This is a genomic window from Streptomyces sp. NPDC000941 (assembly GCF_053599555.1).
The window spans coordinates 35668-56966 of the sequence record NZ_JBSFMM010000032.1 but is presented as its reverse complement, the minus strand read 5'-3'; the positions used below and the strand labels follow the sequence as shown (position 1 = coordinate 56966).

The window sequence follows — 21299 nt, the reverse complement described above, 5'->3', positions numbered from 1 at the left end:
GCCTGTTCTCATCGGTTGACGGCTTGGCGGTTGGGCTTCTGGGGCGCTTGTTGGGCCGGTAGCTGGGGCCGTTCATGATGACTTGGTGGCCGGCGTTGATCAGCCGGTCCAGGAGCGACTCGGCGACGACAGGGTTGGGGAAGCGGGGATACCCGTCGCTGGGTGCCCGGTTGCTGGTGATGATCAAGGACCGGCCTTGTCGCTCGGAGAGAAGTCGTCGAGGATGAGCAGGTCGGGGCGGATGAGTTCACGGATGCGCTTGTCCCAGGTGCGGTCCGCGTGGCCGCCGACGAGTTCGGCCAGGATCCGGCTGGTCCTGGCGAAGCGGACGTTGGCGCCCTGGCGGGCGGCCTGGTGGCCGAGGGCCCGGGCGGCGTGTGTCTTCCCGACGCCGACGGGTCCGAACAGGATGGCGGCCCCGCCGGAGTGGAGCCGGCGCAGGGCCGCGAGGCCGCGGATCTGGGCGGCGGGCAGTTTTGGGGCGCCGGTCTCCGGTTCCGGATCGGTCTCGGTGCCGGCGACCAGGATCCCCTTGACGGTGTAGCGGGCGTTGACCTCCAGCAGTTGGTCGATCACCTCCCGGCAGGCGTCGCCGGCCCGCGAGGCTTGGCCGCGGCACCAGATCGGCGTGCGCATCTGGAAGGCGGTCTTCTCGGGTGGGTAGTCGCGACAACGAGTCCGTCGGCGGCGATCACCAGGTCGTAACGGCCCTCGGTCGCAGGCCGACGGCCTGCCCCGGCTCCTTGCCGCGGGCGCGGCAGGCTGTCGGCGTACCCGAACAGTGGTACGCCGCCCCGACCTCCTACTTCACCAACCCGCACGCCGTGTACGGCCCTCACGACGACATCCCGGTGCCACCCGGCTCCGCGGTCCTGGACTTCGAGCTGGAGGTCGCCGCGGTCATCGGCCGGGAAGGCCACGACCTCACTCCCGAGCAGGCCCGCGACCACATCGTCGGATACACCGTCTTCAACGACTGGTCCGCCCGCGACCTGCAGTCCGTCGAAATGAAGGTCGGCCTCGGCCTCTGCAAGGGAAAGGACACCGCCACCACTCTCGGCCCCTATATGGTGACCGCCGACGAACTGGAGCCGTACCGCGACGGCGAGGGCTTCCTGCGGCTGGTGCTCAGCGCCGAGGTCAACGGCGAGGTCGTCGGCCAGGATCTGCTGTCCAACATGAGCTGGACGTTCGAGGAGATGGTGGCGTACGCCTCCCGTGGTACGTACGTGGTGCCCGGTGACGTTCTGGGCTCCGGCACCTGCGGCAACGGCGGCTGCCTGGCCGAACTGTGGGGCGTACGGGGCGAGCGGACACCACCGCCGCTCAAGCCCGGCGACACCGTCACCCTCACCGTGGAAGGCGTCGGAAGCGTGTCCAACACCGTCGCCCCCGGCGCCGATCCGGTGCCTCTTCCCACCGGCCGACACCGGTCCCGGGAACGGCCGTGAGCGAGCTGTCCCGCAAGAGGCTCCTGGGCCGGTCGTCGGCGTCACTCGGCAGAGGCCGGCGCCGCGGGCCGGCGGGCGGCCAGGGCGGCGCCGGTCAGGACCAGCAGGGTGCCGGTGACCGTGCGAGCGGTGACCGGCTCGGAGAGCAGCAGTACACCGGCCGAGACGGCCACCACGGGGGCCACGTAGGTGATGAACGCGGCGGGCGCGGGGCCCTGGGCGCTGATCAGGGCGGAGAACGCGGTGAAGCCCCCTGCGGTGCACGCCGCGCCCAGGCCGATGACCGCGAACAGGACCCGGTCCGTGACCTGCGGAGCGGGTTCCGTGAGCGCGGCCACGGCCAGCATGCCCGTGGTGACGGCCACGGGAGGGGTGCCGGGGAACAGCCGGTGCATCATGACGGCGCCCGCCGCGTAGCAGGCCGCAGCCGCCAGGACCAGCGTGGCACCCGCACCCGCGCCCGCCACTCCGAGCAGGACGACGACACCGAGGAACCCAAGAGCCGCATCGCCCCACGCCCCGCGCGCCATCCGCTCGCGCTTGCCCCGGAGGACACCCAGGCCCAGGATGAACAGCGGCTCCGTGGCGATCAGCACCCCGGCGAGTCCGGAGGACACCGTACGCTCGCCCACCGCGATGAGTGTGAACGGCACCGCGACCTCCACCACGGCGAGCAGCAGCAGCGGACGCCACCGTTTCCGCAGCAGCCGCGGAAGGTCCCGCCGCCATGCCACGGGCAGCAGAACCAGGGTCCCCAGGGCGACCCGCCCCGCCACCACGCTCACCGGGCCCAGCCCCTCCAGCGCCACGCTGATCAGGAGGTACGGCACCCCCCACAGCACGGACACGGTCATGAACAACAGCGGGCCTCGGCGGCTCGGCTCAGTCCGCCGGCCGTGGCCACACGGGTACGACGGCTGGAGAGCCTCCAGGTGATCACCGGTTATGGAGCGCGCGTCGATCCGGTCAAGGCGGGCTGGCCTGTGCAGGCCTTCGTCGTGCTGTCCACCAACGGCGTCCGCCAGTCCCATCAGACCGCCCACATCGCTCAGGCCGCACCGCACATCCTGGAGGACCACCGGGTCACCGGCACCGACGACCACATCCTGCGTGTGGTCGCGCGCGACATCGGGGCGCTCGAGCCGCTCATCGACCAGCTCAACGAACTGGGTAAACCCGCGACGTGTTTCGTGCTCTCGTCGCCCAAGGCGTGGGCCCCCGTCCCGCCTCCCGCCACGTCCGGCTGACCCCCGCCGGGTCCGCACCGAGCCCCAGGGCCGGCGGCACCGTGCCGGCCAGGCCGAGAGCGGCGAGCGGGAATCCGGACCGTCACTCAGGGCCGGGGAGTGGAGTCGGGAGAACGGGCGAGGTGGTCGAGGTCCTCGGTCGCCTTGGCCAACAGGTCCAGCATGGCGAGTTCCGCTCGGGCGGGGTCCTGGTCGCGTACGGCTTCGAGCACCACACGATGGCTGGGAACCGGGTCGTCGGCGTCACCGTGGGCGTGCACCATGCGGTCGCGCTCCCTGAGGCCCGGCTCCAGGAGCATGTCCATCCTCTGCAGCATCTCGTTGCCCGTGGCGGCGAGCAGTGCTCTGTGGAACGCCGCGTCGGCTTCGGCGGCGTCGCTGGACTCGGCGTGTGCCTGCCCCATGGCGTCGAGGGCGATTTCGAGGGCAACCAGGTCGGCGTCGGTGCGGTGCAGGGCGGCCCGGTGTGCCGCGGCCGGCTCGACAATGGAGCGCACATCAGCGAGATCGCGCAGCAGTTGACTGCCGTCGCCCGTCTCCATACGCCAGCGGATCACATCGGCGTCGAGGAGATTCCAGTGGGTTCGCTCCCTGACGAACGTGCCGCGCTTCTGCCGAGCGTCGATCAAGCCCTTACCGGCGAGGACCTTCAGCGCCTCTCGCATGACGGTCAGGCTGACGTCCAACTCGGCTCCGAGCGCGCCGATGTCCAGCGTCGCGCCTTCGGCGACCCGGCCTCCCACGATGCGCGTGCCCAGCTGATGTACGACCTGGCCGTGTACGCCGCGGCCGGAGTAGGACGCCATGGCGAATGCTCCCTGGTGTCGAGGAACTGATAGAGTCAATAGTTTATTCTATAGCTAAACATTAATTATGAATACATCTGGGTCGGTGGTCGGCCGCGTCTCACCAGGTACGGAAAGCACTCAGGCCAGGGAGCGCCTTGTGGGTCGGCCCGTATCCGAAGAAGGACGTGTCCTCGACCTCGTTGTCGCCGCCGACGATCCAGCCGTTCGGGTCGGGCCCGTCGGCGAAGTCGATCGCGATCGGGTCCCAGTACGAGATTCCCACCACCTTGCCCGTGTCGTGCATGGCGCGGAAGAACTCGCGCGTCCACCTCAGTTGCCCGTCGGGCGTGGCGCCGTAGTTCTCCGGACCGTCGGGGTCGAGGTGGTTCTGCGCGATCATGGTCGTCTCGCTCGCGCCGCTCGCCTTGAGCGTCCACGGCGCGCCTGTCTCCACCACCATGACCGGCTTCTCGCTCGCGGATCCGACCCAGCTCGCGAAGTTCGCCAGGGACGCGATCGACATGTTGGTCCAGAACGGGTACAGCGATACGCCCATGATGTCGTAGTCGAGACCGTTGGCCCGTGCGTTGTTGATCCAGTCCGTGTAGGCGGCGCGGTCCGGGGTGGTGAGGTGGATCACGATCTTGCTTGTCGGCGAGGTCGCCCGCACCGCTTTCGAGGCCGACTTCAGCAGGGCGAAGTAATCGGCCGGGCTGGTCCAGCGGCTCACGTCCGCGAGGGCGTTGTTGATCTCGTTGCCGATGGAGACGTACTGCGGGGTGACGCCCGCGCGCTTCATGGCCTGGAGAGAGCGGGTCGTGTAGTCGTAGATCGCCGACTCCAGCCGGCTCTGGGAGTAACCGTCCCAGTCCGCGGGCCTGATCTGCAGTCCCGGGTTGGTCCAGAAGCCGCTGTAGTGGAAGGACAGGAAGATCTTCATCCCCCGTGCCTCGGCGTCCCGCGCGTTCTTCACGGCGTCGTCGATGTCCTGCCAACCCGGCTGGAGCTGTTGCTTCTCTCCGCCGTTGGTCACGACGTTGCCGGGCTTGTTGTAGACGCGGATACGGGCCAGGTTGAACCCCTGCGGGGCGAGGATGTCGAGCACGTCCTTCTTGCGGTCGGCGCTGTCCGTGTACACACCGCCCGCGGCCGCGTTCATCCGCCGGTAGGTGATGTCGCCGCCGACCGGCATCGCGCCACCGGATCCCGGTGTGATGCGGGTGAAGGAGAAGTCGTCGGCTTGGAGCGTGCCACCACTGGAGTTGGACCAGATGCCGACGGTGCAGGAGGGGCTGAGCACCGAGACGATGAGAGTCACCCGGGTCCACTGCGGGGACTTGGGGAGGTCGAGGGTCTGGGACGTGTCACCGCAGGAGTACGCCTCCAGACCGGCGGAGGCCGCCCCGTCATTCTTGACCCAGGCGGAGAGCGTGTAGGTGCCGTGGGTCAGACCGGTCAGAGTCTGAACCGTGTTCACCGCCCACTGCCCGTTCGACGCGTGGACGAGACCGGTCCGTCCACTGTGGGGCATCGCGGTCTGTGTGTACGCGGAGTCCGCGGTGCCGATGTTCGTCCAGCCGGTCAATCCGCTTTCGAAGCCGGGATTCACCAGGAGGTTCGGTGCGCTCGCAGCGGAGCTCCGGGGTGCGGCGGTGAGCGTTGTCGCTGTGAGCAGCAGACCGACGCCGGTCGCCACCGCACCGCTTTTGCGGATATGCACAGGAACTACTCCTCGATGTGGGCCCCCGGCTCGTCCAGCCGGGTTCGAGCGAGCCAGGCGCGCGTACGCTTCCTGGCTGCTTGTCGGAGTGGGGCACGCCCCCGGAAGGGATCAGCTCTTGACAGCGCCCGCTGTGAGACCCTCCAGCAGCTGCTTGCGCAGGACGTAGAAGACCAGCAGGCTCGGCACCACGGCGAGTACGGACCCGGCGAGGACCAGGTCGTACTGGCGGCCGGTGGCGCCGAACACGACCTGCAGACCCATCGGGAGGGTGTAGTCGCCGGGGTCGCTGACGACGATCAGCGGCCAGAGGAGACTGTTGTAGCTGGTGAGGAAAGACCACACGCCCAGGGCGCCCAGCGCGGGCCGCAAGAGCGGGAACACGACGCGGCGGAACAGGCCGAACTCCGTGCAGCCGTCGACCCGTGCGGCATCCAGCAGGGCGTCGGGAACGGACTGTTCGACGAACTGGCGCATCATGAAGATGCCGAACGCAGGCGCCACCCAGGGCACGACCAGCGCGAAGTACGGTGTGGTCAGATGCGCTTTGGCGACCATGATGAACAGCGGTACGACGATGACCGCGAACGGCACGGCCAGCGAGCTGAACATGACATTGAACAGGACGTGCTGACCGCGGAAGCGGTACTTGGCGAAGGCGAAGCCGGCCAGAGAGCACAGCCCCACAGCGGCCACGGTGGAGATCAGCGCCACGACGGTGCTGGTCAGCAGCCAGGTCCAGAACGGGTAACCGTCCAGCAGTCCCCGGTAGTTGGCCAGGGTCCCGGACAGCGGAAGCGGCTGCGGAGGGTAGGAGAAGATGTCGCCGCGGGACTTGAACGACGCCGACAGCGCCCACAGCAACGGCAGGGCGAAGCCGGCCAGCAGGGCGATCAGGAACGCGTACAGCAGGGCACGGCTCGCGACCCGTCCGCGTTCGGCCCGGTGTGGCGGTCGGGCGTGGGCGGAAGGGGAGGGAGAGGTGGAAACGGTGTCGGGTGCGGTGACCGAGGTCATCGGGCGCTCCTTCCTACACCCAGGGCCCGCATGGCGAGCTGTCCCAGGACGAACACGGCGACGAAGAGCAGCACGCCGGCGGCGGACGCGTAGCCGAGCTGCTGGCGCTGGAAACCGGCGCGGAAGACGAACATGGCGACGGACAGGGTCGATTCGCCGGGACCGCCCTGGGTCAGCAGGAAGGGTTCGTCGAAGATCTGCGCCGTGTTGACCAGGACGGTCACGGCGATGAACGCGGTCACCGGACGCAGCGCCGGCAGGGTGACGTCCCAGAAGCGGCGCACCGGGCCGGCGCCGTCGATGGCGGCGGCCTCGTACAGCTCCCGCGGCACGTTCTGCAGTCCGGCCAGGAAGAAGATGGTGAGGTAGCCGGTCCAGCGCCACAGCACCAGGATGACCACCGTCACCCGCGCCCAGGCCGGCTCACCGAGCCAGTCGACGCCCCCGAACCCGAACACGGCCCGCAGGGTGGCGTTGATCAGCCCGTAGTCCTTGTCGAAGATCAGCCCGAAGACGAGGGTGATGACGATCGGGGAGATCACCACCGGCATGAAGTACGTCATCCGGAACAGATCCCGCCCGCGAAGCCCCCGGGTGTTGAGCGCCTGGGCGATCAGCAGCGCGGCGGGTACGACGACGCACAAGGTGAACACCACGTACAGGGCGGTGTTGCTGACGGCAGTCCAGAAGCTGGGGTCGGTCAGCAGATCACGGTAGTTGCGCAGGCCGACCCAGCGGGGGGTGCCGAGCCCGGCCCATTCGGTGCAGCTGAGGTAGAGGCCGACCACGACCGGCACCAGCAGGAACAGCCCGTACAGCAGGTAGAAGGGTGAGATGAACACGTAGGGGGCGAGCGATCGCTGGTGGCGGCTCCACCAGGAGCGCTCGGCGGGGTCCTTGGCCTTGTTCGCGGCCCGGGCCGTGCGCCTTTGGGTCCGCGCGGGGGTCGCAACGGGATGGGTCATCGCTTCACCTGCTGTCGGTAGGCCTTGATGCCGGCCTTGAGCGCCGCCGCGGCGGAGGTCTTGCCCTGCAGCGCCCTCAGGATCGGGCCGCCCAGCACATCAGCCAGGATCTGCATTCCGGGTGCCTGGTAGAAGAGCGGCAGATCGGCCGCCGCTTCGCGGTAGACGTCGAAGACACGCTGACCGCCGAGGTAGCCGTCGGTGATCGAGCGGAGCTCCGCGTCGTCGTAGAGCGGTTTGAGGGTGGGCAGGAAGCCGCCTTCGCGGTAGCGCAGCAGCTGCCCCTCGCGGGTGAGGTAGACCCTGCGCAGCAGTTCGAGGGCGGCCTCGGTGTGGGGCTTGTCCTTGAGGACGCAGAATCCGGTGCCGCCAAGGGTGGAGGCCACATGGCCGCCGCCGGAGAACCGCGGCAGCGTCCTGATGCGCCACTTGCCCTTCTGCTCGGGCGCGTTGGCCTGCAGACCGTAGACGTTGTACCAGTTGGGCATGGCGGTGGCCACCAGCCGGCCCGACTTCAGGGCGGCGGCGCAGGCGGCGCCGTATGGATCCGGCAGTGACATCAGAAAGCCCGACCGGACCCCCTGCGCCATGAAGTCGAGGACCTCGACCGCTTCGGCGGAGTCGAGCGTCAGGTCGCCGGAGGCGTCGAAGGCGCCGCCGCCGCGCTGGAGGAGGAACTGCAGGAAACCGTTGACGATGGAGCCGTTGTCACCGCCTGCGACCATGCCCAGGCTGACGCCGTGCTTGTCGTGGAGACGTCCGCCGACGCGGGCGAACTCCTGCCAGGTGTCGATGTCCTCGGGGACGCCGTATTCGGCGAAGAGGTCCTGGCGGTAATAGAGGACGGTGATGGAGTTGTCGGAGTCCAGCCCGTAAGGGATCTTGTCGACCGAGTAGGGGGCGAGCTTGAGCAACTGTCCGTCGACGGGCTTGACGGTGGCGCTCAGGTCGACGAAGAGGTTCTCGGCGATCGAGGAGCCCATGACGCGGGGGAACTGGTCGATGATGACGCCGGCCAGGTCGGGGGTTTTCCCGTCCGCCACCGCCTGCGCGATCATGCGGGTGACGACGTCGCTGCCGGCCGCGTTGGTGATGTTCATCCGGTAGTCGAACCGGGAGCCCCGCATCAGGGCCTTTTCGCCCACCGCTGCCTGAAAGGTCTTGATGTAACCGGGGTCGTGGGTCCACAGGGAGATATCGACCCGTCCCGAGGTCACCGTCTTGCCCGAGGGCGAGCCGCAGGCGGCCAGACCGGGCATGGCGAGGGCGCCCAGACCGGCCCCGGCTGTCGCGCGCAGCACCGAACGGCGGCTGATCCCGTTCATTCGCCGCCTCCGTTTCTGGAGGGTTCAAGGGCATGAAGCGTCAACATGACAGGCGGCTCCTGCGTGGCGGCTCGTGAAGTGGGTTCATAGTCGAGGCGGCCCCCACCCCTGTCAAGATGTATTCATAAATAACGTCTAAATGATGGGCTGCGCTGGTTGCCGAGGGGCGGCGAGGGTCCGGGTGGGCCCCGCTCCCGGTCGTCGAGCCGCGGCCGACGCCACCTGGGAAAAGGTATTAATTATGAATACATCTTGACCGGGGCTGCGGGCCCGACCGACGATGGACGCACTTCACCCGTCGTCATTGGAGCCACCTTTCATGTTGTCCCTGCACGCCCGCGAAGCCTCCAAGCTCCTGGCCGGGCACCTGCCCATGGGCAGTTCCGCCGACGCGCCGCACTCGCTGACGGTCGACAGCCAGAGCCTCATCCGGGACGGCCGCCCGTGGATCCCGGTGATGGGGGAGTTCCACTTCAGCCGTTACCCCGCTGCCGAATGGCGAGAGGAACTACTCAAGATCAAGGCGGGTGGCATCGACCTGCTGGCCACCTATCTGTTCTGGAACCAGCACGAGGACGAACGCGGCACACTCCGCTTCGACGGCGATCTCGACCTGCGCCGTTTCGTGACGCTGTGCGGCGAGCTCGGCCTGACCCTGGTGGTACGGCTCGGCCCCTGGTCCCACGGCGAATGCCGCAACGGGGGTCACCCCGACTGGCTGAACGAGGTCGACTGCACCCCGCGCACCGACGATCCGGCCTACCTCGCGCTGGTCGAGCCCTACTACCGGCGGATTTCCCACGAACTGCGCGGCCTCTTCCACGACGACGGCGGCCCGATCGTGGCCCTCCAGGTGGAGAACGAGCTCTACGACCAGCCCGGGCATCTGGCCACCCTGCGACGCATGGCCGAGGATCACGGCATGCGGGCGCCGCTGTGGACCGCGACGGCCTGGGGCTCGGCCGACATCCCGCGCGACACATTGCTGCCGCTGTACGGGGGTTACTCGGAGGTGTTCTGGGAGGACGCCCGGATCGGGCCGGCCCGGGAGATGCGTCGCCACTTCTTCTTCACGCCGATCCGGGACGACCACGCCATCGGGGCCGACCTGCGCTCCGCCACGGCGACCGGTATCGGGCCGGACACCAGCCGCTACCCGTACGCCACCTGTGAACTGGGCGGCGGTATGGCGATCGCGTACCACCGCCGGCCCATTGTGCCTGTCGAGGACGTCACCTCGCTGGCGCTGACCAAGCTGGGCAGCGGTTCGGTCTGGCAGGGCTACTACCTTTACCACGGCTGCTCGCAGCGCACGGACCTGAAGGAACCCAACCAGGAGAGCCACGACACCGGCTACCCCAACGACATGCCGACGGTGACCTACGACTTCCAGGCACCGCTCGGCGAGTACGGCCAGGTCCGGCCCTCCTTCCACGGTCTTCGCCTGCTCCACCTGTTCCTGCACGGCTACGGCTCGGACCTGGCGCGGATGCCGCTGGCGCTGCCCGACACCGAACCCGCCTCGCTCGACGACCGCGTCACCCTGCGCTGGGCCGTCCGCTCGGCGGGCGAGAGCGGCTTCCTGTTCGTCAACAACCACCAACCGCACGACAGAATGCCGGACCACGACGGCGTCCAGTTCCGGGTCCACCTCGACGGCGGCCGCACCGTCACGCTTCCCGCGCAGCCGGTCCGGGTGGCCTCCGGAGCGCACTTCGTCTGGCCGATCGGTCTGGACCTCGGCGGCGGACTGCGCCTGGACTGGGCCACCGCCCAGCCCGTAACCCGCCTGCACTCCGAGGGCGGAACGCTCACCGTGCTGGCCGCCGTCGACGGTATCCCGGCCACCCTGTCCCTGGGCGGGGCCGTGGACGTCGAGGGCCCGGCCCGGGTGGAGCAGGGTGCGGACGGCACGCTGGTCACGGTGACCGAGCCCGGCACCGGGGCGCTGCTGACCCTGAACGGCCCGTCCGGCACCGCACAGATCCTGGTGCTGTCGCACGGCGAAGCGCTGCGCCTGAACCGGATCCGCCTCGACGGACAGGACCGGCTCGTGCTCAGCGACGACCTGGTCCTCGCGGACGGAGACGAACTGCGCCTGCACATCGCCTCCGCCGCGCCGTCCATCGCCCTGCTGCCTGCACCCGCCACGCTGCACGGAGACGGCGTCGGACGGCCCACCCGGGACGGTGTGTTCACCCGCTGGCCGCTGAGCCCCGCGCCGCGGCTGCCGCAGTCGGCCCTGCGCTGCCTGCGGGAGGACGCGGTCGCCGCGCCGGCTCGTACCGGCGGCTCCCACCTGCGGGCCTCGGCCCCGCGCGACGCGGACTTCGACAAGGCCGCCGTGTACCGCGTCGACGTCCCGGCAACGGCCCTGGACGGTGACGGCGAGGTGCTGCTGCGGCTGCGCTACACGGGAGACTCCGCCCGCGCCTACATCGACGGACAACTCGTCGCCGACCACTTCTGGTACGGCCCGGAATGGGAGATCGGGCTGCGCCGCTTCGCCGACGCCGTTCGACTGCACGGTATCGAGATCCGCGTCCTGCCCCTGGACCCCGCAGCCGACATCTACGTGGACGCCTCCGTGCGCGAGGGGCTGGAAGCGGCCTACAGCCGGGCCGTCGTCGAGACCGCCGAGCTGGTGGCCGTACCGCGTACGGCCGTGCGTGCCAAGGGCGCGGACCTGCCCGGCTGATCCCCGCAGCGGTCAGCCGCACGCCATGGGCGGCGCACGGTCCCGGACCGGCGCCGCCCGCCTGTGCCGGTCCGCCCCGGGAACACGCCTGCGCGGCGGGGCCGAAGCCACCGCCGCGCAGCCGTGTGTCACGCCTTTGTCCACACCGCCCACCGGTGTGAACGGCATGGTGGGGGAGGGGTCACCACTCGGCGAACGAGCCGTCCGCATGGCGCCAGACGGGGCTGTGCCAGTCCGGTGCCCTGCCGTCGGCGTGGCGTACCGCCTGCTCGTCGACCTCGATGCCGAGACCGGGCCCGAGAGGCCGGCGGATGTGCCCCTCGTCGAACCGGAAGACCTCAGGGTCGACCACGTAGTCCAGGACTTCGGCGCCTTCGTTGTAGTGGATGCCGACGCTTTGCTCCTGGATGAGGAAGTTCGGTGTGCTGAAGGCTACTTGGAGGCTTGCCGCCAGGGAGATCGGGCCCAGCGGGCAGTGCGGGGCCAGCAGCACGTCGAAGGTCTCCGCCAGCGACGCCATGCGCCGCACCTCGGAGATCCCGCCCGCGTGCGACAGGTCCGGTTGCAGCACCGCGATACCGGCCTGCAGTGCGGGCAGGGCCTCGGTGCGCGAGTAGATGCGTTCGCCCGTGGCGATCGGGACGGACGATGCCGCGACCGCCTCACCCAGGCGGTGGGCGTACTCGGGCAGGACGGGCTCTTCGGCGAACAGCGGGGACAGCGGGGCGAGATGGGGCAGGACACGGCGTGCGTTGGCGGCGCTGAACCGCCCGTGGAAGTCGATCGCGAAGTCACGTTCGGGTCCCAGGACTTCGCGGGCCGTGGCGGCCCGTTCGACGACGGCGGCGATGTCCGCGGCGGTGGCAAGCCTGTTCATCCGCCCGCAGGCGTTCATCTTGACCGCGGTGAAGCCGGCTTCGACCTGTGCCCTGACGGCATCGGCGATCTCGGCGGGCTCGTCACCGCCCACCCAGCTGTAGGCCCGTACCCGCTCGCGCACCGGACCGCCGAGCAGCACATGGACCGGCACTCCGAGTGTTCTGCCCGCGATGTCCCACAGAGCCTGGTCGAGCCCGGCGACGGCGCTGGAGAGGACCGGGCCACCGCGGTAGAACGACCCCTTGGTCATCACCTGCCAGTGATCCTCGATCCGCATGGGGTCCTGGCCGATCAGATGTTCGGCGAGCTCATGCACGGCGGTGCGGACGGTCGCCGCCCGGCCCTCCACGACCGGCTCGCCCCACCCGACCACGCCGTCGTCGGTCTCGATGCGGCAGAACAGCCAGCGGGGCGGGACGGCGAACGTTTCAACCCGGGAGATTCTCAAGAGGTTTGCTCCAAAAGGCGAGGCGTGGGGGCAAGAGACCGGTCACTGAGGTCCGGAGAGGTTCACGAGGAGTTCTTCAGGACACTCCATCCGCCGTCGACGACGAGTGAGGCACCGGTCATGAACGAGGCGTCGTCGCCGGCCAGGAAGGCGACCGCGGCGGCGACCTCCTCGGGGCGGCCGAGGCGCCCGACAGCGGTCTCCGCGGCTGTGGCCCGCCGGTCCTCCTCGCCTATGCCGTCCCAGGCGCGGGTGAGGACGGGGCCGGGCAGCACACTGTTCACCCGGACGCGGCCGCCGTACTCGACGGCCAACTGCCGGGCCAGCCCCGTCAGGCCGGCCTTCGCCGCGGCGTATGCGGGCCGCCCGGGCAAGCCCACCAGGGCGTGCACCGAGGAGACCAGCACCACACTGCCGCCGGTCGCGATCAGATCGTCGAGACAGGCGCGTACGCCGAGGAACGATCCGGTGAGGGTGACCGCGAGCTGCCGGTTCCACTCGGCCGCGCTGGTCTGATGGGCCGCCGCGACCCTTACCGCGTAGGCATTGCTCACCAGCGCTTGAACCGGGCCGAAGGCTTCACGGGCGGCCTGCACCGTATCGTCCCAGGACGACTCCTCGGAGACGTCGCAGCGCTGGAACAGCGCGTGGCCGCCGGCCTCCCGGACGGCCGCCGCCACGGCCTTGCCCGCCTCCTCGTCGATGTCCGCGACGACGACGCGTGCGCCTTCGGCGGCGAGCCGGTGCGCCGTGGCCGCGCCTATCCCGGAGGCGGCACCGGTGACCAGCACGCAGCGGCCGTGGAAGCGGTCCGCCGGGGAGGTGGCGGTGGGATGCATGAGCGGACTCCTCGGGAAGGGCGACAGCAGCCCCTAGATTAAATATGAATTATTAAGGGGTGCCAAGAGAGGATCCCGTCCCGGTTCCGTCATGACGCCGGGGCCGGCGGTACGGCATGGCGGGCCGTGAGCCCCCCGCCCACACGCCAGTCCGCCCCGGTCACGAAGGACGCGGCCGGAGAAGCCAGGAAGCACACCACCTCGGCCACCTCGTCGGGCGTTCCGATGCGGCCCAGAGGATGGGCCTCGACCACGGTCCGCTCCAACACCGGGTCGGAGTTGCGGGCCGCGTCCCACTCGGCGGCGGTCATGGTGACCGGGCCGGCATAGGAGTTGCGGCCGGCGTTGTTGACCAGCCTCCACGATCGCGACGGCGGCACCCTCGCGGGCGGCGACGGCCGCGATCGCGGCGCCGATGCCCTGGGCCGCTCCGGTGACCAGGGCGGTCTCCCCGGCGAGCCGGCCGCTCATCGGCGGGTTCCGGCGGGTTCCAGAAGAGGGAGGTGTCGTCATCACTGCTTCCGATCGGATGCGGAGGTCGGACACGGGAGTTGACGGCGGTCGCGATGGGTACTGCTGGTCCCTGTGTGCCGTGGCGCGGTCAGGGCCTCGGCACCAGCGGTCCGATGAGCTGATCGGAACGGGAAGCGGCAGGCGACGCCGTGGGTGCCGTGGCGTCGCAGGGGACGGACAGCACGGCTCCGTCCAGCGGGCCGGGAGCGTCGAGGCCGTACCGGGCGGTGGTCACGATCAGCCGGTTGCCTGTCAGGCAGACACTCGTGGGCTGTCCGGCTGGGAGGCCGAGCGTCAGCAGGAGCTGTCCGTCCGGCGCGTAGCAGCGGACCTCTGCCGCTCCCCAGACCGCCGACCACAGCCGGCCCTCGTCGTCCACGGTCATCCCGTCGGGGCTGCCGCTGCCAGGGGCGAGCCGGCAGAAGACCCGGCGGCCGGACAGCGCCCCCGTTGCCGGATCCATGCGGTAGGCGTACACGGTGCCGTGGGCGCTGTCGGCGAGGTACAGGGTGGCTCCGTCGGGGCTGACCGCCGGGCCGTTGGGCACAGTCAGGTCCTTCAAGACGGTGACGACCGTGCCGTCCGGGGCCAGCCGGTGCAGGGCACCCGCGCCGGGACCGGCGTCGTAGGCCATCGAGCCGGCCCAGAAGCGGCCCTGCGCGTCGCATACGGCGTCGTTCATCCGGCGCAGTGGTGGCCCCTCCAGGTCCGGCAGTCGCTTACGGCTGGTGAGGGTGGAGTCTTCGGCGAGCCAGGCGAAACCGGTGCCCGCCGCGGCGAGGAAGCCGGCCCCCGTGCCCAAGGGCGCGACCGCGCCGAGCGGTTCGTCGAGGCGGGCCAGCTCGATCAGAGCGGCGTCGGGATCGTAAGGCAGGGTCAGCAGCCGGCCGGTGAGGATGTCGACGAGCACGATGCGTCCGTCGTCCAGGAGACGTACCCCCTCTCCCAGTTCGAGCCGGTCGGCGGCGAGGGGCGTGAACTCGGTGCCGACCTCGGGTGTGCGGGTGTGCGCGGACATGGATGGGGACTCCGGTGGTGGGTGGTCGGGGGCGGGGCCGTCAGCGGATGGCGCTTCCGGGCGGGGCGTCGAGGAGGGCGAGTTCGTCGCGGTGGGGCAGGCCTTCCCAGTCGCCGCGGGCGGCGACCGCGAACGCGCCGGTGGTGCCCGCGCGTCGCAGGCGGTCGGCCGGCGGCAGACCGTCCAGGAGGCCCGAGACGTATCCGGCGCAGAAGGCGTCCCCGGCGCCCACCGTGTCGAGGACCGGGACGCTGTGGGCGGGCTGGTGGAAGTGACGGCCGTCGGCGCCGTACAGGTCCGCGCCGTCGCCTCCGCGTTTGACGACCACTTCGCGTGCTCCGCCGGCCAGCAGTCGGCTCACCCGGGCGGCTTCGCCCTCCGTGCCGTCGTCACTCACGACCAGGCGCAGTTCGTCGTCCGACGCGATGATCACGTCGACGTTGCCGCGGAGCCGACGCAGGGTGTCCGCTGCCTCGTCCCTGCTCCAGAGGCGAGCGCGGTAGTTGACGTCGAGGACCACGGTCCAGCCGTGTGCCCGCGCGTGTTCGACGGCGGTGGTCACCGAGGCGAGCGGGCCGGTGCCGAGAGCGCAGGTGATGCCGGTGACATGCAGCACACGGGCGCCCGCGGCCAGCGCCGGGGCGAGGTGCTCGGGCCGCTGGCGGGAGGCGGCGGATCCCGATCGCCAGTAGTGCACACGCGTCACGTCGGCCACGAGGTGTTCGCGCAGCAGGGCGCCCGTGGACGCGTCGGGGTCGGTGGTGGCGTGGTGCACGTCGACGCCTTCGCCGCGCAGCGTCCGCAGGATCAGGCGGGCCGGCTCGTCCGCGCCGAGGCGGCCCGCCCAGGACACGCGGTGTCCCAGCCGGGCCAGCCCGACGGCGACGTTCGACTCCGCCCCGGCCACCGCGGTACGGGCCGGGGCACCGGTGGCCAGCGGCCCTTCGGACTGGAGGGACAGCATCGTCTCGCCGAAGGTCAGGACATCGGCGGCTGCTCCGGACGTCACGCGGCGGGTTCCTCTCCTTGGCATACGGCGCGGAACCGGCGGGCCCGCAGCCGCAGTCCGTCCAGGTCGCCGCCGTGGGCCGCGTCGCCGACCAGCGGCGAGCCGACGCCGATGGCGAGGGCCCCGGCCGCGAAGTACTCCGGGACGGCCTGCGCGTCCACACCGCCGACCGGCACCACCGGAAGGTCGGGGAAGGGGTCTTTCAGGGCTCGGAGGTAGGCGGGTCCGCCGAGGGAGGCGGGGAAGAGCTTCACCGCGGTGGCGCTGGCGGCCATGGCGGCGGCGGCCTCCGTGGGGGTCAGGGCTCCGGCCAGTACGGGTAGGCGCTCTTCCACGGCGGCGGTGACGCCCTCACCCATGACGGGGGTGACCACCCATGCGGCCCCGGCGTCCTGGGCGCGCATCAAGTCGTCGCGTGTGACGACGGTGCCCGCACCGATGAACGCGTCCTGGCCGGCCGAGCGGGCGGCCTTCGCGATCACACCGCAGGCGTCGTCGGTGTTGAGGGAGACCTCGATGAAGTCGACTCCCTCCTCGACGAGAGTGAGAACGGTCTGCAGGGCGGCGTCCGCCGAGCGTCCGCGCACGATGGCGGCGAGCCTGCGACGGTTCAGACGGCCGAGGAAGTCTGCGAGGTCCAAGAGGGGGCTCCGGTGGGGTCGTGAATGAGTCTCTGGAAGAAGGCTGTTGCCACCCGTCCGACGATTAAATATTAATTAATGAGGATTGCCAAGGGTGGGGAGCGCTCGAACTGCTCCGGTGGCCGAGCCCGGGGCCTCGCTCTCCGCCGCGAGGTCGCCGCGCTGGCCACCCCGGGCGGCGGCCGTGCTGCTTCCATGCCCGATCGGCATGACGGTTCGGGCAATCGGCATTGGCATGACATGTCGTCGGCCGCAATGCTCGGCGGGAGACGGAAAAATGAATGTGAAGGAACGGAAACGGTGAGGTTCTTGTGGCGAAAGGTGGACGAATCGCTCCTCGGGGCGGTGATCTACGCACTCATATGCAGGCTGCCCCGCTGCTTGCCCCGTATAGGCGTCATCCGTGCAAGCGCACAACAACCCCGAAGGCCTTGACGGCGGGGTCGACGTTCATGGGTGCCGACTCCGGCGCCATGCTGTAACCGCCTTCCGCCTGACGGAGGGCCTGAACATTGAAGAGGTTTCAGAATATGCCGAGCACTCAGTGGTACGAAGTATTCCTGCCCGACGAATGTGCCCAGCATGCGGAACAGGTGCACGTTTTCAGTGAACTGCAACGTCAACGCCTGAAGAAATATGGCCACGGCAGGGCGTTGCACCGCAAGCAAGTGGCCGCGCTGAGGGCGGCTCTCGTGGTGGAGAAGGGGCTTCCGGAACATGCGAGGCAAGGGATTTTTGCCGCTCCCTCTGTTTACGAGGCACATGTTCGGCTGTCCAACGGAAACTTCTCCACCGACCGGGCCCCTGACATCCGCGGTTTCGCGATCAAGGTGCTCGGGGCCGCGACGCCGTCGTCCGCCGATGTCGAGCAGAACTTCACCCTCGTCAGTCAGGAGACTCTGAAGGTCGGCGGCAGCGCGGACGTCGTCGAAATCGTCGATCTCTCCACGAGCGCACCCGGAGCGGCTCTCCGCAAGGCCGCAACGAAGCCACAGCTCACACGCAGCGCCGTCGCGAACTTCCGGGATATGGTGAAACCGTTCAGCGGATTCGCCACGCATGACTTCTTCAGCATCATGCCGATCGCGTTCGGCGACTACGCGGCCCGGTTGAAACTGTGCGCCGCCTCGACGAAGATCAACAAAAAAGCTCGCAAGGATCTGGCCGCCGATATCCATATGCGACTTGCGGACGACGACTTGGAGTTCCTGTTCCAGGCCCAGTTCTTCGAGGACGAGAGTCGTACGCCGATCGAAGACCCCTCGGTCCGATGGGACGCGCCGTGGCTCACCGTGGCGCGACTGCGCCTGCCTCGGCAAGTACCGGACGAGGCATTGGCCGAGACCGTCGAGAAGAGCAGCTTCAACCCTTGGATCGCGGCAACGGAGCATCGACCTCTCGGAGAAGTGATGCGCGCTCGCAAGGCAGCCTATTCGCTCAGCTGGCGCAACCGGGACGTCGCTCCCTGACATCCTGTCCGTAGGGCGCCAGTCAAGGCCGTTCCGGCGGGACCTGGCCGGATCACGGTGGATCGATCGAGGGCTGCACGGCTCACGCCTATCTGTCCGAATCTGAAGCCGTTTCGGCATATGCCATCGCTTGCGCGGCTACCATGAGCCTCATGGACCTCGATATGCGCCGGGTGCGCTACTTCGTGGCCGTGGCCGAGGAGTGCAGCTTCGTGCGAGCGGCGAGCCGTCTTTACATGACCCAGCCGGCGCTCAGCCGCCAGATCCGGGCGTTGGAGGAGGATCTGGGTGTGGTCCTCTTCCTGCGGGACCGGCAGGGCACTGTACTGACGCGGGCGGGACACCAGTTGCTGGAGGACGCCCGGCCGATGCTGGCGATGTCACATGCGGTGCAGCAGCGGGTGCGGATGGCGAACCGGGAGGTGAACCACTTCGCCATTGGCTTCATGCCGGGCATCGTCGTCACCCCCATCGTTCGGGAGTTCGCCGCGATGGCGCCGCAACTCGAGATCGAGGTCGTGCACACCTCGATCACCGACCAGGTCGACTTCTTGATCGATGGTCGGGTCGACGTCTGCTACGTCCGACTGCCGCTGCCGGAGGGCATGTTCGAGGTGGTCCCGCTCTTTCCGGAGCCCCGTGTGGTGGCGCTGTCGAGCGTGCATCCGTTCGCGGAGCTCAAGGCGGTGCATGTCGAGGACCTGCGGGACATGATCCTGTTGCAGGACCCGCAGGACGTCCCGGAATGGCGCGGGCGCCTGCCGCGCGAATCCCTCGCGCCGCAGATGGATGCCGGGCGGTTTCCGGTGACGATCGAGGAGTGCCTGGAAGGTGTTGCCTCCGGTGCCGGATGTTATGTCATGCCGGCCGGCATGGCCGGCTTCTACCGCCGTGACGATGTCGCCTACCTGACGCTGGAGGGCGTCGCGCCGCGCATGGTCGCCCTGGCCTACAGCAAGCACCGGACCATGCCCGAGCTGAGCCAGTTCGCCGAACTCTCCTGCCGCATGCTCGGCCCGGGCCCGGACTGACATCCGGCGTCGGCCGCCCGGCGGCGCCGGCGTGAACGGACTGAACGGAGCCGTGGCTGCTACGGACACGACGGTGACGGCCATGGCCGTCACCGTCAGTGGATCGGCCGTGTGGCGAACGGTTCAGCCCAGCGACGGCATGAGGCCGGTCTGCATGAGGAAGCCCGCGAGGTTCCAGTAGTCGCGGTTCTCGGTGATGAGCCCGTTGGTCCGCACGCCGATGGTGACGCCGGGGCATTCGAACTTCTTGCCGGTGGCCGGTATCCCCAGGTCGGAGTTGGAGCGGTCATGCGTGCCGGAGAGGACCCACTCGAACGAGTAGGAGTCGCCCGATTCCACGACCTTGCCCAGGGTGAAGACGTAATCGCTCGAGAGATTCGTGTCCATACCGTCGATCAACGCCTTGACCGCTTCCCTGCCCTCGAAGAGGCCACCGAAAGCGGTGTCGACGACCTGGATGTCCTCGCTCATCATGTCGACGACTGCCTGCGAGTCGTGCCTGTTGCAGGCGTCGACATAGCTCGTCACCCAGGAGGGCGGGGGCTGCTCGTTCATGTGTTTCCTCACTGGCTCAACTCGATACGACCGCATGTGTCCGGAGGGGACCGGACATCCGCACACCGATGGTCGAGCAGACGGAGGCCATGCCGCCAATGCCGAATCGGAGCGTCCTGATGCCTTCCCGGCATGTTGGGAGCCGTCTGGGGCCGGGCAGCTGGAATGGGGGCGTAGCCTCGGCCTACGTGCCCCTGACGACGACCCGAACGTCGCGCCTCCGGCCAGGGCTCACCGGCCCGCCCGCTCCAGCGCCTCGCGCAGCTCCGCCGCGCTCGCGAAGCCGATCTCGGGGGGCTCCCGCAGCGCCGTGTCGATGACCTCCGCGAGGCGTTGCGGGATGGCCGGGTCGCGGCGGCGGATCGGGATCGCCGGCTTCTGCAGGACCACCTGCCAGGGGTCCTTGGCGCGCGGGAACTCGCGCGGGGTCTTTCCGGTCAGCGTGTGGTAGAGGCAGGCGGCAAATGCCCAGACGTCCACGGCGGGGGTGGCCTTGCGGAAGTCGATGACCTGTTGGCGCGGCATGAACATCGGTTTGCCCGCCGTGGTGCCGGTGCGTGTCAGCCCGCTCAGGCCCGCCTGGTCAAAGGCCTTTCCGATGCCGAAGTCCGCGATCTTCGCCGTCGTCGAGCCGTCGGTCTCCCGGTGCAGCAGGATGTTGGAGGGGCTCAGGTCGCGGTGGACGACGCCCTGCCCGTGCGCGTGTTCCAGGCCCTTGAGCGCCTGCACCGCGAGGGGCACCGCTTCCTCGACCGGGAGTCGCCCGCCGCGTTCGGCGACGAGCCGGTCCAGGCTGCCGCCGGTGCAGAACTCGGTTGTCAGATAGAAGGTTCCGTATCCGAAGCCCGCGTCGTGCAGCGCGACGACGTGCGGATGCTTCATCGCCCGGGTGAGCGCCACCTCCCGCAGGAACCGGGCGCGCGCCGTCTCGCTCGCCGCCACCTTCGGCAGCATCACCTTCAGCGCCACCTCGACGCCGGTGGCCTCGTGCCGGGCCAAGTACACCGCGCCCATGCCGCCACGACCGAGCTCCCGGATCACCGAGTAGCCGCGGATGGCCTTGAGGTCGGCGCGGCCGCCGTGCGCCAGCCCGAGCAGTAGCTTGAGCACGGCGTCGGGCCGGGCCTGACAGGCGGCGCACAACAACTCGCCGGGGCGGCCGCCCGCCTCGTCGCCCAGCTCGCGCTCGCACTTGGCGCAGCGCGCCAGCCTCAGCGTGGCGACCTGCGGCCGCGTGATGTCGACGCGGAACACAGTGTCACCGAGGCGGATCCGGTCGCCGTCCTTGAGGTCGTGCTCGGGGTAGGAATCCGCGGCGGCCTCCTCGGGAGTGAGGCCGCGGCGCCGCTGGCCGATCTTCTCGCCGTTGACGTACGTGCCGTTGAGGCTGCCGAAGTCGCGGATGCGGATGTCCGGCGGGTTGATGTCGAGCAGGCAGTGGTGGCGGGAGACGGTCTTGTGGTCGGAGTCGTCGGGTAGTTGCGGCGAACAGTCGGTGGAGCGGCCGAGGACGCAGGTGGTGCGCTCTTCGAAAACGTACGCGCCGGGCTTCACCCGGCCCTCGACGAGCGTGAGCGTGATGGTGGCCGAGGGCGTCACAGAGGATCGTCTCCTTGTGTGTGAGGGGAGGGCTCAGGGCATCGGGGGACGAGACGGTGAACGTGTGCCTGCCGTCCGCGGCGTCGG

General features: G+C 69.5%; 19 protein-coding genes and 2 pseudogenes. 5 read left to right on the top strand and 16 right to left on the bottom strand.

Annotation, left to right across the window (positions count from 1 at the left end; genetic code table 11):
- Nucleotides 1-16 precede the first annotated feature (16 nt).
- A pseudogene (locus tag ACWDSL_RS13360) lies at nt 17-483 on the bottom strand (ATP-binding protein); the annotation flags it as partial.
- Between the two features lie 173 nt (nt 484-656).
- On the opposite strand from ACWDSL_RS13360, the gene ACWDSL_RS13355 reads away from it, so the two are divergent.
- Nucleotides 657-1451 (top strand): fumarylacetoacetate hydrolase family protein, encoded by a 795-nt coding sequence (locus ACWDSL_RS13355; RefSeq protein WP_450484793.1) that lies wholly within the window; start codon nt 657-659, stop codon nt 1449-1451.
- Between the two features lie 41 nt (nt 1452-1492).
- Here ACWDSL_RS13355 and ACWDSL_RS13350 read toward each other — a convergent pair whose 3' ends face one another.
- Complete coding sequence (locus ACWDSL_RS13350; RefSeq protein ID WP_450484791.1) at nt 1493-2311, bottom strand: DMT family transporter; 819 nt, start codon at nt 2309-2311, stop codon at nt 1493-1495.
- A gap of 36 nt (nt 2312-2347) precedes the next feature.
- On the opposite strand from ACWDSL_RS13350, the gene ACWDSL_RS13345 reads away from it, so the two are divergent.
- Nucleotides 2348-2698 (top strand): Lrp/AsnC family transcriptional regulator, encoded by a 351-nt coding sequence (locus ACWDSL_RS13345; protein WP_450484789.1) that lies wholly within the window; start codon nt 2348-2350, stop codon nt 2696-2698.
- 86 nt (nt 2699-2784) lie between these two features.
- On the opposite strand, the gene ACWDSL_RS13340 is transcribed toward ACWDSL_RS13345, so the two are convergent.
- The 5 genes from ACWDSL_RS13340 to ACWDSL_RS13320 all read right to left on the bottom strand — a co-directional run bounded on the left by ACWDSL_RS13340 (nt 2785) and on the right by ACWDSL_RS13320 (nt 8513).
- The gene (locus tag ACWDSL_RS13340; protein WP_450484787.1) at nt 2785-3504 is read right to left on the bottom strand and encodes a FadR/GntR family transcriptional regulator; all 720 of its coding nucleotides are present in this window, start codon (nt 3502-3504) and stop codon (nt 2785-2787) included.
- Nucleotides 3505-3604: 100 nt separating this feature from the next.
- Nucleotides 3605-5206, bottom strand: coding sequence for a glycosyl hydrolase 53 family protein (locus tag ACWDSL_RS13335; protein ID WP_450484785.1), 1602 nt, complete (start codon nt 5204-5206; stop codon nt 3605-3607).
- A gap of 111 nt (nt 5207-5317) precedes the next feature.
- Nucleotides 5318-6223, bottom strand: coding sequence for a carbohydrate ABC transporter permease (locus ACWDSL_RS13330; RefSeq protein ID WP_450484783.1), 906 nt, complete (start codon nt 6221-6223; stop codon nt 5318-5320).
- A complete protein-coding gene (locus tag ACWDSL_RS13325) occupies nt 6220-7188 on the bottom strand; it encodes a carbohydrate ABC transporter permease (protein WP_450484781.1) in 969 nt (322 codons plus the stop codon). The genes ACWDSL_RS13330 and ACWDSL_RS13325 overlap by 4 nt, the downstream gene beginning before the upstream one ends.
- Entirely contained in the window at nt 7185-8513 is a 1329-nt protein-coding gene (locus tag ACWDSL_RS13320; protein WP_450484779.1) for an ABC transporter substrate-binding protein, read from the bottom strand. Before ACWDSL_RS13320 ends, ACWDSL_RS13325 begins: the two co-directional genes overlap by 4 nt.
- Before the next feature lie 319 nt (nt 8514-8832).
- Here ACWDSL_RS13320 and ACWDSL_RS13315 point away from each other — a divergent pair, with 319 nt between their 5' ends.
- Nucleotides 8833-11211 carry a beta-galactosidase gene (locus ACWDSL_RS13315; RefSeq protein WP_450484777.1) on the top strand — a complete coding sequence of 793 codons (2379 nt, stop codon included), beginning with the start codon at nt 8833-8835 and terminating at the stop codon, nt 11209-11211.
- Nucleotides 11212-11392: 181 nt separating this feature from the next.
- On the opposite strand, the gene dgoD is transcribed toward ACWDSL_RS13315, so the two are convergent.
- From dgoD to ACWDSL_RS13280, 7 genes and pseudogenes are all read right to left on the bottom strand, one after another.
- A complete protein-coding gene (gene dgoD, locus ACWDSL_RS13310; protein ID WP_450484775.1) occupies nt 11393-12538 on the bottom strand; it encodes a galactonate dehydratase in 1146 nt (381 codons plus the stop codon).
- 62 nt (nt 12539-12600) lie between these two features.
- Nucleotides 12601-13377, bottom strand: a complete 777-nt coding sequence (locus ACWDSL_RS13305) for an SDR family NAD(P)-dependent oxidoreductase (RefSeq protein WP_450484773.1) — start codon at nt 13375-13377, stop codon at nt 12601-12603.
- A gap of 89 nt (nt 13378-13466) precedes the next feature.
- Entirely contained in the window at nt 13467-13688 is a 222-nt protein-coding gene (locus ACWDSL_RS13300) for an SDR family oxidoreductase (RefSeq protein WP_450484771.1), read from the bottom strand.
- 37 nt (nt 13689-13725) lie between these two features.
- A pseudogene (locus tag ACWDSL_RS13295) lies at nt 13726-13848 on the bottom strand (hypothetical protein); the annotation flags it as partial.
- A gap of 130 nt (nt 13849-13978) precedes the next feature.
- Nucleotides 13979-14908 carry an SMP-30/gluconolactonase/LRE family protein gene (locus tag ACWDSL_RS13290; RefSeq protein ID WP_450484769.1) on the bottom strand — a complete coding sequence of 310 codons (930 nt, stop codon included), beginning with the start codon at nt 14906-14908 and terminating at the stop codon, nt 13979-13981.
- A gap of 40 nt (nt 14909-14948) precedes the next feature.
- Nucleotides 14949-15941, bottom strand: a complete 993-nt coding sequence (locus tag ACWDSL_RS13285) for a sugar kinase (RefSeq protein ID WP_450484767.1) — start codon at nt 15939-15941, stop codon at nt 14949-14951.
- Nucleotides 15914-16558, bottom strand: a complete 645-nt coding sequence (locus ACWDSL_RS13280; protein ID WP_450484765.1) for a bifunctional 4-hydroxy-2-oxoglutarate aldolase/2-dehydro-3-deoxy-phosphogluconate aldolase — start codon at nt 16556-16558, stop codon at nt 15914-15916. Before ACWDSL_RS13280 ends, ACWDSL_RS13285 begins: the two co-directional genes overlap by 28 nt.
- A 530-nt stretch (nt 16559-17088) precedes the next feature.
- On the opposite strand from ACWDSL_RS13280, the gene ACWDSL_RS13275 reads away from it, so the two are divergent.
- Nucleotides 17089-18027 carry a hypothetical protein gene (locus ACWDSL_RS13275; RefSeq protein WP_450484763.1) on the top strand — a complete coding sequence of 313 codons (939 nt, stop codon included), beginning with the start codon at nt 17089-17091 and terminating at the stop codon, nt 18025-18027.
- Nucleotides 18028-18179: 152 nt separating this feature from the next.
- Nucleotides 18180-19058 (top strand): LysR family transcriptional regulator, encoded by an 879-nt coding sequence (locus tag ACWDSL_RS13270; RefSeq protein ID WP_450484762.1) that lies wholly within the window; start codon nt 18180-18182, stop codon nt 19056-19058.
- 123 nt (nt 19059-19181) lie between these two features.
- Here the strand turns inward: ACWDSL_RS13270 and ACWDSL_RS13265 are convergent, their stop codons facing one another.
- Both ACWDSL_RS13265 and ACWDSL_RS13260 read right to left on the bottom strand, forming a co-directional pair.
- On the bottom strand, nt 19182-19613 hold the full coding sequence (locus ACWDSL_RS13265) for an ester cyclase (RefSeq protein ID WP_450484760.1): 432 nt from the start codon (nt 19611-19613) through the stop codon (nt 19182-19184).
- 231 nt (nt 19614-19844) lie between these two features.
- Nucleotides 19845-21212 (bottom strand): protein kinase domain-containing protein, encoded by a 1368-nt coding sequence (locus tag ACWDSL_RS13260; RefSeq protein WP_450484758.1) that lies wholly within the window; start codon nt 21210-21212, stop codon nt 19845-19847.
- Between the last annotated feature and the right edge of the window lie 87 nt (nt 21213-21299).

What these genes read in the sequence shown, in the direction of transcription:
- ACWDSL_RS13340 (WP_450484787.1), bottom strand. Translation starts at nt 3,504, where the DNA reads ATGGCGTCCTACTCCGGCCGCGGCGTACACGGCCAGGTCGTACATCAG.
- ACWDSL_RS13330 (WP_450484783.1), bottom strand. Translation starts at nt 6,223, where the DNA reads ATGACCTCGGTCACCGCACCCGACACCGTTTCCACCTCTCCCTCCCCT.
- ACWDSL_RS13325 (WP_450484781.1), bottom strand. Translation starts at nt 7,188, where the DNA reads ATGACCCATCCCGTTGCGACCCCCGCGCGGACCCAAAGGCGCACGGCC.
- ACWDSL_RS13320 (WP_450484779.1), bottom strand. Translation starts at nt 8,513, where the DNA reads ATGAACGGGATCAGCCGCCGTTCGGTGCTGCGCGCGACAGCCGGGGCC.
- ACWDSL_RS13315 (WP_450484777.1), top strand. Translation starts at nt 8,833, where the DNA reads ATGTTGTCCCTGCACGCCCGCGAAGCCTCCAAGCTCCTGGCCGGGCAC.
- ACWDSL_RS13305 (WP_450484773.1), bottom strand. Translation starts at nt 13,377, where the DNA reads ATGCATCCCACCGCCACCTCCCCGGCGGACCGCTTCCACGGCCGCTGC.
- ACWDSL_RS13300 (WP_450484771.1), bottom strand. Translation starts at nt 13,688, where the DNA reads ATGACCGCCGCCGAGTGGGACGCGGCCCGCAACTCCGACCCGGTGTTG.
- ACWDSL_RS13290 (WP_450484769.1), bottom strand. Translation starts at nt 14,908, where the DNA reads ATGTCCGCGCACACCCGCACACCCGAGGTCGGCACCGAGTTCACGCCC.
- ACWDSL_RS13285 (WP_450484767.1), bottom strand. Translation starts at nt 15,941, where the DNA reads ATGCCAAGGAGAGGAACCCGCCGCGTGACGTCCGGAGCAGCCGCCGAT.
- ACWDSL_RS13275 (WP_450484763.1), top strand. Translation starts at nt 17,089, where the DNA reads ATGCCGAGCACTCAGTGGTACGAAGTATTCCTGCCCGACGAATGTGCC.
- ACWDSL_RS13270 (WP_450484762.1), top strand. Translation starts at nt 18,180, where the DNA reads ATGGACCTCGATATGCGCCGGGTGCGCTACTTCGTGGCCGTGGCCGAG.
- ACWDSL_RS13265 (WP_450484760.1), bottom strand. Translation starts at nt 19,613, where the DNA reads ATGAACGAGCAGCCCCCGCCCTCCTGGGTGACGAGCTATGTCGACGCC.